12 protein-coding genes are annotated in these 13,171 nt (G+C 63.8%); 8 read left to right on the top strand and 4 right to left on the bottom strand.

Annotation, left to right across the window (positions count from 1 at the left end):
• From WAS25_RS03675 to WAS25_RS03655, 5 genes are all read left to right on the top strand, one after another.
• On the top strand, window positions 1–831 hold an 831-nt coding region (locus tag WAS25_RS03675; RefSeq protein ID WP_422310156.1), incomplete at its 5' end, for an RHS repeat-associated core domain-containing protein.
• Window positions 832–1,573: 742 nt separating this feature from the next.
• Window positions 1,574–2,733 (top strand): IS3 family transposase gene (locus WAS25_RS03670; RefSeq protein WP_422310155.1). Its coding sequence is split into 2 segments (ribosomal slippage): window positions 1,574–1,820 and window positions 1,820–2,733, totalling 1,161 coding nucleotides; the frame shifts between segments, so codons are not numbered across the junction.
• Between the two features lie 26 nt (window positions 2,734–2,759).
• On the top strand, window positions 2,760–3,269 hold the full coding sequence (locus WAS25_RS03665; RefSeq protein ID WP_422310154.1) for a hypothetical protein: 510 nt from the start codon (window positions 2,760–2,762) through the stop codon (window positions 3,267–3,269).
• A 92-nt stretch (window positions 3,270–3,361) separates the two neighbouring features.
• Complete coding sequence (locus tag WAS25_RS03660; protein WP_422310153.1) at window positions 3,362–4,252, top strand: DUF4402 domain-containing protein; 891 nt, start codon at window positions 3,362–3,364, stop codon at window positions 4,250–4,252.
• A gap of 57 nt (window positions 4,253–4,309) precedes the next feature.
• Window positions 4,310–4,705 carry a restriction endonuclease subunit S gene (locus WAS25_RS03655; protein WP_422310152.1) on the top strand — a complete coding sequence of 132 codons (396 nt, stop codon included), beginning with the start codon at window positions 4,310–4,312 and terminating at the stop codon, window positions 4,703–4,705.
• Here WAS25_RS03655 and WAS25_RS03650 read toward each other — a convergent pair.
• From WAS25_RS03650 to WAS25_RS03635, 4 genes are all read right to left on the bottom strand, one after another.
• Window positions 4,686–6,911 (bottom strand): NADP-dependent isocitrate dehydrogenase, encoded by a 2,226-nt coding sequence (locus WAS25_RS03650; protein WP_422310151.1) that lies wholly within the window; start codon window positions 6,909–6,911, stop codon window positions 4,686–4,688. The two genes, WAS25_RS03655 and WAS25_RS03650, sit on opposite strands and share 20 nt — an antisense overlap.
• A gap of 146 nt (window positions 6,912–7,057) precedes the next feature.
• Window positions 7,058–8,002 (bottom strand): bifunctional metallophosphatase/5'-nucleotidase, encoded by a 945-nt coding sequence (locus tag WAS25_RS03645; RefSeq protein ID WP_422310150.1) that lies wholly within the window; start codon window positions 8,000–8,002, stop codon window positions 7,058–7,060.
• A gap of 10 nt (window positions 8,003–8,012) precedes the next feature.
• Window positions 8,013–8,807: a 5'-nucleotidase C-terminal domain-containing protein gene (locus WAS25_RS03640; protein WP_422310149.1), complete on the bottom strand. Its 795-nt coding sequence runs from the start codon at window positions 8,805–8,807 to the stop codon at window positions 8,013–8,015.
• Window positions 8,791–9,717, bottom strand: coding sequence for a hypothetical protein (locus tag WAS25_RS03635; RefSeq protein ID WP_422310148.1), 927 nt, complete (start codon window positions 9,715–9,717; stop codon window positions 8,791–8,793). Before WAS25_RS03635 ends, WAS25_RS03640 begins: the two co-directional genes overlap by 17 nt.
• Before the next feature lie 315 nt (window positions 9,718–10,032).
• Here WAS25_RS03635 and WAS25_RS03630 point away from each other — a divergent pair, with 315 nt between their 5' ends.
• The 3 genes from WAS25_RS03630 to trpD are packed head-to-tail and all read left to right on the top strand — an operon-like array spanning window position 10,033 to window position 13,021.
• Entirely contained in the window at window positions 10,033–11,418 is a 1,386-nt protein-coding gene (locus WAS25_RS03630; protein ID WP_422310147.1) for an anthranilate synthase component I family protein, read from the top strand.
• Window positions 11,415–11,990, top strand: coding sequence for an anthranilate synthase component II (locus WAS25_RS03625; protein ID WP_422310146.1), 576 nt, complete (start codon window positions 11,415–11,417; stop codon window positions 11,988–11,990). Before WAS25_RS03630 ends, WAS25_RS03625 begins: the two co-directional genes overlap by 4 nt.
• Entirely contained in the window at window positions 11,987–13,021 is a 1,035-nt protein-coding gene (trpD, locus tag WAS25_RS03620; RefSeq protein ID WP_422310145.1) for an anthranilate phosphoribosyltransferase, read from the top strand. The genes WAS25_RS03625 and trpD overlap by 4 nt, the downstream gene beginning before the upstream one ends.
• The last annotated feature ends 150 nt before the right edge of the window (window positions 13,022–13,171 follow it).

The following is a 13,171-nucleotide window of genomic DNA, read 5'->3' as shown; positions in this document are numbered from 1 at the left end:
AGCCATATGCAGGCTCGCTTCTACGTGCCCTGGTTTGGACGATTCGCCAGCCCCGATCCGGCTCGGGATCAGCATTTTGAGCACACCCAGAGCTGGAATATTTATAGCTACGTCAGGAACAGCCCTGTCATGAGCACCGATCCAACGGGAATGATCGTGTTGAATGAGGGAACACGATCAAATAGCGCCACTGGGAACTTTGCCGCGAAAGCAAATAATGAAGCCGAGGAGGCGGCAAGGAAAAAACGGGAGGAAGAAAGGAAAAAGAGGGAGGCGCAAACAGCATCAACCAACGGTGGTGCGCCTAAATCCGCGCCAGGCGTCATCCCACCAACTGGGACCGCCCCATCAATTACTCCATCGACAACAACACCAGCAGGAGTGAAGCCACAACCAGATACTCCTGCTCCTTCGGACCCGGGGTTGGGAACTTCTCTGATGACGACCGGAGCCGCCGTCATGGAACACGGGACCGGAAAGGCAACGGTTGGGAGTAACGGGAAACCCTACGTGAGTGGCTGGGGAGGGAATGGAGCAGTATCTACGGCAAAGATTGCAAAAATAGGAAAGGCGGCAGGTATTGTCGCTTCAACTGTTTCGACTCTTGTTGATGTCAACAAATGGGCTGATGGTGATCCTGGTATGAGTTCTTCCCATTTATTAACCAACTTAGGTTTCACGGCATTAGGATTTAGCGGTCCGGGTGCGATTCTAGCGGTACCATATTCATTGATTGATGGCAATTATCCGGGGGGTTCACCCGCATTTGGGAGAATGCTAATCACTCCTGATGCACAAGTGACCCAGAACCCAAGCTTGTTCTTGAAATGAGTAATTCAATGGGCAAACCAACTTCATTCATTTGCTATTTGTATTGGGCATTATTTCGTTGGAATAAATATTGTGGAAGTAGTGAGTGGATAGCTAAATGGCAGGCTGAGGGGGCTGTTAATCTTATTTTGTTTGGGTTGCTCTCTCCCTTATTGCTAAAAATTAAATATGCTTACTTTTCAAACCTAGATAGTAAAGAAATTATACTATTCTTCTTAATCTATGGAGTTACAAGCTATTTCATAATAAATGCTATTTTATCTAGGTGCTATACGTTCAACCTTGGACAATTCAAGAAGTTAGCCAAGCCCTTGGTTAAAAGGAATGATCTTATTTTGTTGATTATGTTTGCTATAGTTCTATGTGCTGTATTTTATATTGATGGTTCATTGCGAAGTGATTTTCTAGCAAAGAGAGCTTTGTCACGCTGATTTATTTAATACAATATTTGATAATATAATAATTGGCGCAAACAAATAAGGGCACCACTAGCACTAATGATGGTGCGCCTAAACCCGCCCCTGGCGTGATCCCACCTGGCGGGACAGCGCCATCACTAACTCCAGGAACACCTGCTCCTGCTACCAAAGCTCCAGATACTCCCGTTACTGCTACCCCGGTTCCTGAAACCAAAACGGTGAAGTTCACTCACTATTGCAACTGTGCGGTTTGTTGCGGGAATGACGTCCTCCCGGAAAACTAGACCAAGGATAATGTGAGTCCTCCCCCTTTGGAGGGCCCCTTGAGAAAGAGCAGATACACCGAGGAGCAGATCATCTTGGCCTTGAAAGAGCACGAGGCCGGCAGGACCACAGCCCAGATCTGCCGAAAGCTCGGAGTCAGCGAGCAGACCTTCTACCGGTGGAAGGCCAAGTTCGGCGGGATGGACGTGGCCGACGCAAAGCGGCTGAAGGGGCTAGAGGATGAGAACCGAAAGCTGAAGCAGCTTGTGGGGGAACTTGCGCTCGACAATCAGGGCCTGAGGTTCCTGCTCACAAAAAAATTCTGAGGCCCCCGGATCGACGGAAGGCTGTGAGTGGCCTTCGGACTCAGTTTCAGATGAGCGAACGGCGGGCCTGCCGAGTGATCGGAATGCAGCGGTGCAGTTATCGGTATCAGTCCCGGCGAAAGGACTGGGTCGAGTTGCGCCAGCGGCTGCTGCAACTAGCCGCCGAACGAAAGCGGTTCGGGTATCAGCGACTCCATGTGCTCCTGCGGAGGGAGGGCTTCCCCGTGAACGTCAAACGGATCTACCGGCTCTACAAGGAGGAAGGCCTATCGGTGCGGAAGCGCATCCGAAAGCGGCTGAAGGGCTGTCCCAGGAAGGAACTCCAGTCCCCCACCCGGCCTGGTGAGCAGTGGGCCATGGACTTCACCTCGGATGCCCTGGCCGATGGCCGGGCGCTGCGGACCCTGAATGTGGTCGACACCTTCACCCGCGAGTGCCTGGCCATCGAGGTGGACACCAGCCTGCCGGGTCTTCGGGTGGGGCGGGTGCTGGATCGAATCATCCATGAACGTGGCAGGCCGGAGGTCATCGTCACCGATAACGGCCCTGAGTTCACCAGCCGGGTGTTCGACCAGTGGTGCTACCAGCGAAGGATCCGGCACCACTTCATTCAGCCGGGGAAGCCGATGCAGAACGGCACCTGCGAGAGCTTCAACGGGCGTTTCCGGGATGAGTGCCTGAACGAGCACTGGTTCCGGAGCATCCCTGAAGCCAGAAGGATCGCCGAAGCCTGGCGACATGATTACAATCACCGCAGACCCCACGGCTCCCTCGGCGACATCACCCCAGCCGAAGCGGCGCGACGCTGGGATTCACTCCGGTCGCCTATGGCTCCCTCCGCGAATCCCAGCGAGATCCTTTTCAACCCAGGACTCTCACCATCCTTGGTATAGAAGTGGGGAGGACGTCAGGGTTCCTCGTGAACGGCGCCCCTCATTCCGAGAAAACCAATAGCAAGGGCGTCGCCTTCCTCACTCACCTCAACGCCGACCTGGACGCCGACGTGTCCATCGCAGCTATCACCTTGGAAGATCCGCTGATGCGGCCAGCCATTCCAGGCGTCAGGGTTACACCGCGAGCTGGGCATGTGGCCATGGTGGATGTGCCCCTGGCCATCTTCGGGGAAGTGAATGGCACCGTGTTTCTGAAAGAGGAAGGCGGACATAAAGAACTGCCCGCCATAGGCTTGGAGCTGTTGGCCTCAGATGGCCATGTTCTCCGAACCGTCCGTTCGGCATACGACGGTTTCTACATGTTTGAAGAGCTGCCCCCAGGTACCTACCAGGTTCGGATTCCGGAGTCGAAGATCCTGCGGTTCAAGCTGATTCCCCCCTCACCCCGAGGGATCCAGATCGCCCTGGACGGCACGATCATTGACGGATTGGACTTCCTTATCGTTCCCACACCCTCAACCAAGGTGAAGCCATGAATGCCCCATCCGTACCAAGCGCGTCCCTGAACAGAAGCGCATCCAGCGTGCCTACCCGAATCGTTCGAGCTCTGTACTTGATGATGCTAGTGGTGAGCCCTCTGCTTCATGCTGAGATCACCCCGGTCATCAACAAGTTGTCGGACCTCCATGCCGGTGCCATTCTCGCGGGAGCCACGGCTGGAACGGTCACCCTTAATTCGCCATCGGGAACCCGCGTCACCACCGGCGGAACCGCACTCGGCAATTCGGTGGCAGAAGTCTTGGGGTGTCTCACCTTGACCGGAAAGCCTGGGAATTCCTGGAAGATTCGGACCGGCAGCGCTGTCCCCTTCACCCTGATGCGTGTGGGAGGAGGTTCATTGACCGTTACCGCGGTGGATTTCGAACCGAGTAGCCACGGCACTGGAACCTTCCCCCATTCGGGTACGACGTCGAAGTTCTACCTGGGGGTGACCATTGCGGTCGGTTCGAGCGTCACCGCGCCCCAGGGAACTTACACCGGTTCGGTTCTCATGCTGCTGGATGACACCAGCAACCAGAGCGGTAAGCATTCCACGGAGTCTTTTACCGTAACGGTGAAGGTCGACCCGGTCATTACTCTGACCCGAACTTCGGAGTTGGGCTTTGGTGATGTCTTTTCAGGTTCCACGCCCGGTACCATCATCCTCACCCCAACTGGCGCCCGCAGCACTACTGGCGGGGTGCTTTTGGGCAACTTCGCGGCGGTTGAAGCCGCCGCCTTCAACGTGAATGGGGCTGCCTATGCCACCTTTGCCATTCTGCTTCCCACTAGCATGGTCATGACGGGGCCGGGCGGATCGATGCAGGTCTCCACCTTTCTCAGCTCACCAAACGGTTCAGGTTTACTCAACGCCATGGGGCAGCAGCAACTCACGGTCGGCGCCACCCTGAATGTCGCTGCCAATCAAGCGGATGGGGATTACCGCGGTACCTTTGCCATTACCGTTATCTACAATTGATTTATCGGACCAGACCGGTTCCTTTAAGCCCAGGGGCGTGACGCTTTGAGCCGGATCATGTTGCCTGCAAACTCTGTGTGTGTTGTTTGCATAGGTGCAAGGATTGGGAAGGTCTGCATGACTGCCCCACCATCATTCTCCAACCAGCAAATTAGCACAGTGACTATGGGTGAATCGGAGCACGCCCCCTGCTTCGTGTATCACTTGCTAAGCATCCTGCGTGATGAGTTGAAATCCCACACTGGAGGGGCAGCTACACCCATCATCAAAAAGACAGCCTCTCCCAACATTCAAGTTCAGGTGCCACTGCTCCCCGTCCAGCAACGCAGCGCCCATGTCCTGTCGGCCTGCGGTTCAAGGCTGGGTTCGACACATGCACAAGGGGCCGAAGCGATCAGGTCGCATCGGCCCCTGAGGTTCAAGCCTGTGGTGCCTACTTCAGCCCATTCATAATGGCATTGAAGGTCGCGCTGGGCCGCATGGCCTTGCCGGTCTTGACCTTGTCCGGGTGGTAGTAGCCGCCCATGTCCACGGGCTTGCCCTGGGCACTGATCAGCTCTTCGTTGATCTTGGCTTCGTTCTCGTCGAGGGCCTGGGCGACCTTGGCGAAGCGGGCCTGCAACTCGGCGTCCTTGGTCTGGGCGGCCAGGGCCTGGGCCCAGTAGAGGGCTAGGTAGAAGTGGCTGCCACGGTTGTCGATCTGCCCGACCTTGCGGGCGGGGGACTTGTCGTTGTCCAGGAACTTGGCGATGGCCTGGTCCAGCGTGTCGGCCAGCACGGCGGCCTTGGCGTTCTTGTAGGCATTGGCCACGTGCTCGAGGGACGCGCAGAAGGCGCTGAACTCGCCCAGGGAGTCCCAGCGGAGGTAGCCCTCCTTCTGGAACTGCTGGACGTGCTTGGGGGCCGAGCCGCCCGCGCCGGTCTCGAAAAGGCCGCCGCCGCCCAGGAGGGGCACCACGGAGAGCATCTTGGCGCTGGTGCCCAGCTCGATGATGGGGAACAGGTCCGTGAGGTAGTCGCGCAGGACGTTGCCCGTGACAGAGATGGTGTCCTTGCCGGCGCGGATGCGCTCGCAGGAGACCTTCATGGCCTCCACCGGGTGCAGGATGCGGATGTCCAGGCCGGTGGTGTCATGGGTTTTCAGGTACTGTTCCACCTTGGCGATGATCTGGGCGTCGTGGGCGCGGTTCTTGTCCAGCCAGAAGATCGCAGGAGCGCCCGTTATCCGTGCCCGGGAGACCGCCAGCTTGACCCAGTCCTGGATGGGGGCGTCCTTGGCCTGGCAGGCGCGGAAGATGTCGCCGGCCTCAACCTTCTGGCTCAACAGGGTGGTGCCATCCGCATCGACGATGCGGATTTTGCCGCTGGCAGGCGCGAAGAAGGTCTTGTCGTGGGAGCCGTACTCCTCGGCCTTCTGGGCCATGAGGCCCACGTTGGGCACACTGCCGATGGTGGCGGGGTTGAAGGCGCCGTGCTGCTGACAGTCCTCGACGATGGCCTTGTACATCGTGGCGTAGCAGCGGTCGGGGATCATGGCCAGGGTGTCGTGGAGCTTGCCGTCGGCTCCCCACATCCTGCCGGAGTCTCGCACCACCACGGGCATGGAGGCGTCCACGATGATGTCGTTGGGCACGTGTAGGTTGGTGATGCCCTTGTCGGAGTCCACCATGGCCAGGGCCGGGCGGGTCGGGTAGACGGCCATGATGTCGGCCTCGATCTCGGCACGCTGGGCTTCGGGCAGGGTCTGGATCTTGGAGTAGAGGTCGCCCAGGCCGTTGGCGGTGTTGACACCCAGCTCCTGGATCACGGCCGCGTGCTTCTCGAAGACGTCCTTGTAGAACACGGACACAGCGTGGCCGAACATGACAGGATCCGAGATCTTCATCATGGTGGCCTTGAGGTGCAGGGACAGCAGCAGGCCATCCCTCTTGGCCACCTCGATCTGCTCGGCGTAGAAGGCGCGCAGGGCCTTGACGCTCATCACGGAGGAATCGAGGACCTCGCCGTCCGTGAGTGCGGTCTTCTCTTTGAGGACCTTGACTGTGCCGTCCTCGCCCACGAACTCGATGCGGACGGTGGTGGCCTTGGCTACCGTGGTGGAGGTCTCGCTGCCGTAGAAGTCGCCGCCGCTCATGTGGGCCACGCGGGCCTTGGAGTCAGGAGCCCAGGCGCCCATCTTGTGGGGGTGCTGCTTGGCGAAGTTCTTCACGGAGAGCGGCGCCCGGCGGTCGGAGTTGCCTTCGCGCAGAACGGGATTCACGGCGCTGCCCAGCACCTTGGCGTAGCGGGCCTGGATGGCCTTTTCGGCCTCATCCTTCGGCTGCTCGGGATAGTCCGGCAGGGCGAAGCCCTGGGACTGCAACTCCTTGATGGCCGCAATGAGCTGAGGGATCGAGGCGCTGATGTTGGGCAGCTTGATGATATTGGCTTCGGGCTTCTGGGCCAGTTCGCCCAGGGCGCCCAGGTTGTCGGGGATCTTTTGGTCGGGGGTGAGCTTGTCGGGGAAGTTCGCCAGGATGCGGCCCGCCAGGGAGATGTCCGAGGTGGTGACCTCGATGCCGGTGCCGTGGGTGAAGGCCTGGATGACTGGCAGCAGGGAATAGGTGGCGAGCGCGGGGGCCTCGTCGATTTCGGTCCAGATGATCTTCTGCGTCGTCATGGCTTCTCCTTGGTGGTCAGGCTCCGCCGGGGTCGATCGACCATCAGGCCCAGGCGTGTCCGAGGAACGGGTAACAAGGTAGCCTCCCACGGGAAAAGCCATGCATCAATCGGCTTTCCCAGGTGGTTGGGCGTTTGGGACTTGGGTCACGCCTGGGAGTAGCCCGCCACCGGCATGGCCGCTCCCGAGGCGGCCCGGACGGTGCCGCGGGTGGCGACGAAGTCCATGCGGCCCAGGTTCACGCCCCCGAAGCCCACCTGGAAGACGAGGGTCTCGCCCAGCGCCTGGGGGACCCTGGTCGGGGTCTCGAGGAAGGTGTGGCTGTGGCCGCCAATGATGGCGTCGATGCCCGCCACCTCGCCCGGCATCCGCAGGTCGTCCGGGGCGCTGCCTTTCAGGTTGTAGCCCAGGTGGGACAGCACCACGACTAGGTCCACCTTCTCCACGTCACGGAGACGCTTCACCACGGGTTTCAGGCTCGCGTAGGGATCCTTCCATTCGATGCCCTCGTGGTTCTTCGGGGCCACCAGGCCCGCGAAGGCCACGCCCACGCCGGTGATACCCACCCTGAGCCCTGGGAACTCTCGGATCAGGTAGGGGCGGACCCGCTTGCCCATGGCCGGGGCACCCTTGAAGTCGAAGTTGCAGTTTAGGAGGGCGAAGGGCGGGTTGGCGTGCTTGAGCTGCTCCATGGATTCCATGGCCTCCACCAGCATGCCCACGCCGTTGTCGAAGTCGTGGTTGCCCAGGGTGCCCGCGTCGTAGCCCACCATGCGCATCAGCTGGTAGTCGAGTCGCCCCTTGTAGCGGTTGAAGTAGGGCGTGCCCTGGAAGGTGTCGCCCGCGTCCAATAGCAGGACCGGCCCCAGCTGCTGCCGCAGCTGCCTCACCAGGGTGGCCCGCCGCGCGATGCCGCCGAGTCCGCTGATGGCCCCGTTGCCGGGACCGAAGGGCTCGATGCGGGAGTGGGTGTCATTGGTGTGCAGCAGGGTGATGCGGCCCGAGGCGGGACCCTCGTCCCCGCCCCGCAGGGGGACCTGGCTGGCGAAGGTGGCGGCGCCGAGGGAGGCGAGGAAGTCGCGGCGATCCATGGTCGTCCCCCTACAGCTTCAGCTTCTTGTCGCGGATGGCTTCCAGAATCGGCACTGGGATGGTGGTGCGGCCGGGAGCCGGCGGGAGCAGGTCCAGCTTCGCCTTGGCCAGGGAGGCGCATTCATCGAGCAGCATCTGGCGCAAGGTCAGCCCGGTGGTGAAGGGCTTGCGGCCCTTCTTCAGGGTGGGGATGGAGTCCCCGCCGCCGTAGAGATAGTCCGAGGTGGCCACCTTGATCTGGGCCTCCGGGTCGATGGGGGAGCCATCCTCCCAAGTGATGGTGAAGGTCACAGCCTCAGCCGTGCCGCCCACCAGGGTCTTCACGCCAGAGCAGGGCTCGCCGCCGCGGCGCACGATGCCCTCCTTGACCACCTGGATGACCTCCGCCCCGGTCAGCTCGATCACCACCAGCTCATTCTCGAAGGGCATCATCTCGAAGATGTCGCCCACCTTCAGCTGGCCCGGACGCAGGTTGGCCCGCAGCCCGCCGGCATTGGTGATGGCGAAGCGCACTGGACTGCCGATCACGCCCTGGGCGGCCTTGCGCATCACGTCCGCCACCCAGTAGCCCAGCAGGTTCTCCTCGCCACGCCGACCCCGGAAGACTCCCAGCGGCACTGGGACCAGAGGCAGGTCGAAGGTGGCCTTGATCTCCGCTGCCAGGGGCGCGATGACCTTCTGGATGGCCTCGTCCTCCGGGATCGTGGCGGCCACCGGGATGACCTCGGCCTTGCGGACCGGGGCCTGGGCAGTGAGGCCCATGGTGAGCAACGAGAAGAGCAGGGTGCTAGCTGGCTTCGGCATCACGGAGCGATTCCTTCAAATTCACGCGGACATCCTGCACGAGGACGTCATGGTTCCAGAACCGGGCCGTGGCGCGGAGCAGCCAGCCCATCACCCAGCCGTTGACCGCCGTGACCAGGAGCTGGAGCACGAGGAACAGCCACACACGGAAGGTAGTGCCGCCGCCCATGCGCCAGGCCAGCAGCAGCACCAGGAAAGGCGGAAGGGCCCGCAGCGCGGCGCCGCCGATGGAGAGCAGCCCCCACTGGATGGGATGGGACCAGAGCCGCATGAAGCTGACCCCGAGGTGGGTGCGGTAGCCCTCCGCCAGCCCGGCGGAGCGACCCAGTCGGCAGAGCCACCACTGGACGTTCAGGGCCGCGACCAGGGACATCCACACCAGGGGGCGGCCGAAGAAGGCGGCCCAGCCCAGGGCGTCCAGCCCGGAACTCCCGGCTTTGGCGAGGCCCAGATCCACCAGCCAGGCCACGAACCCGAGGGGAACCACGCCGATCAGCAGGGTGTCGAGGGCCCCCAGCAGCCACGGTCCCAATCGGGCCTTCTGGCCCGCGGTTTCAGCCTGCATACGCCAGCCGCACCAGAGCACGACGACGAGGCCGAGGCCAAAGAGGTGCACCGTGGGGGAGTTTGTCAGGCGGTGCTGTAGCCCCCCGTTCTCCCAGAGCTCCCAGAGGTCGCGGGCGCTGAGGCTCTCGCCCCAGTGGCTGGGCAGGGCACTCCAGCCAGCGGCACGACGCAGATGGCCAGCCCATCCGAGGGCAGGACCCAGCAGCACGAGCATCCACCCGGCCATGAGGCCCCAGCCCCAGCGGCTGAAGCCTCCGGGCAGGGCCCCGCGCAGGAAGGGCCAAGGCCCCCGGGGGGCCAGCTCCTCCTCGGTGTGAATGGTGGTGGGGCGTTCAGGGTCCATGTCCGTCCACAGGCAATCCCCCATCAAACCACACTTGACAGGGCCTGGACCGATGGGGTTTCATCGCTTCCATGCCGCTGTCCTTTCCCATCCCCTGCCAGGGCCTCTCATCCGAGGCTTGGTGGTGGCGTACGGGCTCGGACGGCTCCCTGTGCGAGGCCTAGCGGCCGACGCCAATCCGGACCCTCCGAGCCCGACCCCGCGGTCGGGCTTTTTCGTTAATGATCTCCGATGGTCCCGCGCTTCGCGCACACCCCTGGACCCCCACTCCCCATCCCGGCAAAGCCGGTCTTTGATTTTCTCCAAGGTCCTCCCATGCACCTCATCCGCCATCCTCTTCCCGCTGATCTGCTGACACCCCTCGCAGCCTACCTGGCGCTGCGATCGTCCGGCGCGAGCCTGCTCCTGGAATCCTGCGATCAGGGTGAGCGTGTTGGCCGACACAGCTTCGTGCTGATCGAGGGTGCCAGCGAATGCCGCCTGCCCGCCCCGGCCACCGGCTGGGCCGAGGCCATCCGCACCCTGGCGGGCGGAGCCCCCACGGCGACCATTCATGATCCCGCCGCCACCCTGCCCATGCTGCGGGAGGTGCTCCCGGTGGGCGTGGGCTGCGCGGGCTACCTCGGCTTCGAGGCCATGGGGGCCACGGAGCCCAGCCTCCAGCTGCCCGCGAAGAACAGCCTCGGGCTTCCGGGCCTCTGGGTGCGCCGCTTCGATACGGCCCTGGTCTTCGATCACCTGCACCAGGTGGCCGAACTGCAGACCCTCGCCACGGTTCCCGAGGCAGGCTTCAACCGCCTGGCGGCCCTGAAGGCGCGGCTGCTGGAGGGGGCCAAGGATCCCGGCCCCGGGAGCGCGAGACCCAGCACCCAGGCCCAGATGACCCGCGAGGCCTATGAGGGCGCCGTGGCTGCGGCCCAGGAGCTGATCCTGGATGGCGACATCTACCAGCTGGTGCCCAGCCAGCGCTTCCGCGTCGAGGGCCCGCCCCTGCCGCTGGAGGCCTACCGCCGTCTGCGCCGCCTCAACCCGAGCCCCTACGGCTACCTGCTCGAGTGGGGGGACTTCGCCCTGGTGGGCGCTTCGCCGGAGATGCTGGTACGCGTTCAGGATGGCGAGGCCGAGACCCTGCCCATCGCTGGCACTGTGCCCCGGGGCGCCAGCGCCGAGGAGGATGCCCGGCGCTTCGAGGCCCTCAAGCGCGATCCCAAGGAGCTGGCCGAGCACCAGATGCTGGTGGACCTGGCCCGCAACGACCTGGGCCGCGTGGCGGTGCCCGGCGGCGTGCGGGTGGAACTGCCCCTGGCCCTCCAGCGCACCAGCCATGTGCTGCACCTGACCACCACCGTGCGGGCGAAGCTGAAGGCGGGCGTGGATGCTCTTGACGTGCTGGCCGCGGCCTTTCCGGCGGGCACCGTCAGCGGCGCGCCCAAGCTCCGGGCCTGCCAGCGCATCGCCGAGCTGGAAGGAGAGCAGCGCGGTCCATACGGCGGCGTGCTGCTGCGGCTGGGGGCCGATGGCGTGCTCGACACGGCACTCATCCTGCGAACCGCGGTCTATGCGGATGGTGCCGCCCACATCCAGGCCGGGGCCGGAGTGGTGCGCGCCTCCCGGCCCGAGGCCGAGTACTTCGAGACCCTGCACAAGCTAGGCGCCATCGCCCAGGCTCTCGGCGTCAAGCTGGATGGAGGTGCCCGGTGATCCTCCTGATTGACGCTCTCGACTCATTCACCTACAACCTCGTCCAGGCTTTCGAGACCCTGGGCACCGAGGTGCGTGTGATCCGCCACGATGTCATCTCCCTCGAAGAAGCCAAGGCCCTCCGGCCCGAAGCCGTGGTTTTGTCGCCGGGGCCTGGCCATCCCACGGAGAGCCCCGCCCACATGGCCCTGGCCGCCTCGGACTGGGGCGTGCCCCTCCTGGGCGTCTGCCTCGGGCATCAGGCCCTGGCCGCCGCCACGGGCGGCCGGGTGATCCGGGCCATCGAGCCGCTGCACGGCGAGGCTACGGCCCTGGAGCACGATGGCAAGGACCTGTTCGAGGACCTTCCCCTGGGACTCCCCGTCGGCCGCTACCACAGCCTCATCGCCGAGCCTTCCTCGCTGCCGGCCTGCTGGCGCGTCACGGGGCGCAGCCCCGGTGGCGAGATCATGGCCATGGCCCACCGTCAGCTGCCCCGCTGGGGCGTGCAGTTCCACCCCGAAAGCATCCTCACGCCGGACGGTCCGGCGATGCTCGCGAACTTCCTCCGTCTGGCCAAGGAATCCCGATGACGCTGCTGACGACCCACAACCCCATCCGCCCCCTGCCCGAAGCCACGGCCTCGGAGCTCATGCGCATCTTTATCGACCAGGACACGGATGCGCTCCTGGTGGGTGCCTGCCTGGCCCTGCTGGCCCAACGCGTGCCCGAGGCCCAAGAACTGGCCGCCTTTGCCGACGCCCTCTCGGCCGTGGCTGTACCCTTCCCGACCGTGCCCGCGGGCGCCATCGATGTGGTGGGAACCGGCGGCGATGGCGCCTCTACCGCCAACCTCAGCACCCTGTCCGCCCTGCTGTTGCCGCGCTTCGGCGTGCCCGTCGTCAAGCACGGCAACCGCGCCGCCACGGGTGTCTGCGGCAGCGCCGACCTCATGGAGGCCCTGGGCTACGATCTCTCCCGGCCCATCTCGGACCTAGAGAAGGACCTCGCCACCCGCCATTTCGCCTTCCTCTTCGCCCCGGCCTACCACCCACTGCTGGGGCGCCTGCGGGAGATCCGCAAGCGCCTCGGCATTCCCACGATCTTCAACCTGCTAGGACCTCTGCTGAACCCGGGTCAGCCTCCGCTGCAGCTATTGGGCGTGGCCCGGGAGGAGTTGCTGGCGCCCATGGCCGGTGCCCTGGCGCGCCGCGCGAGCCTGCGCCGGGCCTTCGTCATCCACGGCAAGGATGCGGAAGGGAAGGGGCTGGACGAAGCATCCATCGAGGGGCCCACCCTGATCCTGCCTGTGACCGATGGCCGCGTCGGCACCAAGCTGGTGCTGGTGCCCAGGGAGCTGGGCCTTGCGGCCCCCGCCCGCCATGCCCTGCGGGTGGCGGACCGAGCCGAAGCGCTCGCAGTGGCCCGGGGCCTCTTTGCCGGTGCCGCCCATGCGGACTTCCGCCCCGCCGTCGCCGATGCCGTGGCCCTCCAAGCCGCCCTGGGCCTCCACCTGCACCGGCAGGCCGGCCTGGAAGCCCTGCCCGACACACTCCGAGAGACGCGAGCCCAGATCGACCGGGGCTTCCCGCCGCCCTTCGCCACTCCGGAGGTGCAGCCATGAGCGGGCTGCCGGATCCAGCCAGCCTCGTCCAGGGGACTGGCCTGGGCTCGCGCTCCCATCTGCAGCGGGTGCTGGTCTCCGAGTTGGCCCGGCTGGCCACCCTGGGGGATCCCGCCGCGCCGAGGCGCGCCCGGCTGGCCGAGCCCGGCC

The sequence above is a fragment of the Geothrix sp. genome (assembly GCF_049292215.1).
GTDB lineage: Bacteria > Acidobacteriota > Holophagae > Holophagales > Holophagaceae > Geothrix.
This window is presented reverse-complemented; position numbering and strand designations above follow the sequence as displayed.

Excerpts from the sequence above, each read along its gene's own strand:
- WAS25_RS03645 (WP_422310150.1), bottom strand. The coding sequence starts at position 8,002 with ATGGATCGCCGCGACTTCCTCGCCTCCCTCGGCGCCGCCACCTTCGCC.
- WAS25_RS03650 (WP_422310151.1), bottom strand. The coding sequence starts at position 6,911 with ATGACGACGCAGAAGATCATCTGGACCGAAATCGACGAGGCCCCCGCG.
- WAS25_RS03640 (WP_422310149.1), bottom strand. The coding sequence starts at position 8,807 with ATGCCGAAGCCAGCTAGCACCCTGCTCTTCTCGTTGCTCACCATGGGC.
- WAS25_RS03635 (WP_422310148.1), bottom strand. The coding sequence starts at position 9,717 with ATGGACCCTGAACGCCCCACCACCATTCACACCGAGGAGGAGCTGGCC.
- WAS25_RS03655 (WP_422310152.1), top strand. The coding sequence starts at position 4,310 with ATGTTGCCTGCAAACTCTGTGTGTGTTGTTTGCATAGGTGCAAGGATT.
- trpD (WP_422310145.1), top strand. The coding sequence starts at position 11,987 with ATGACGCTGCTGACGACCCACAACCCCATCCGCCCCCTGCCCGAAGCC.
- WAS25_RS03630 (WP_422310147.1), top strand. The coding sequence starts at position 10,033 with ATGCACCTCATCCGCCATCCTCTTCCCGCTGATCTGCTGACACCCCTC.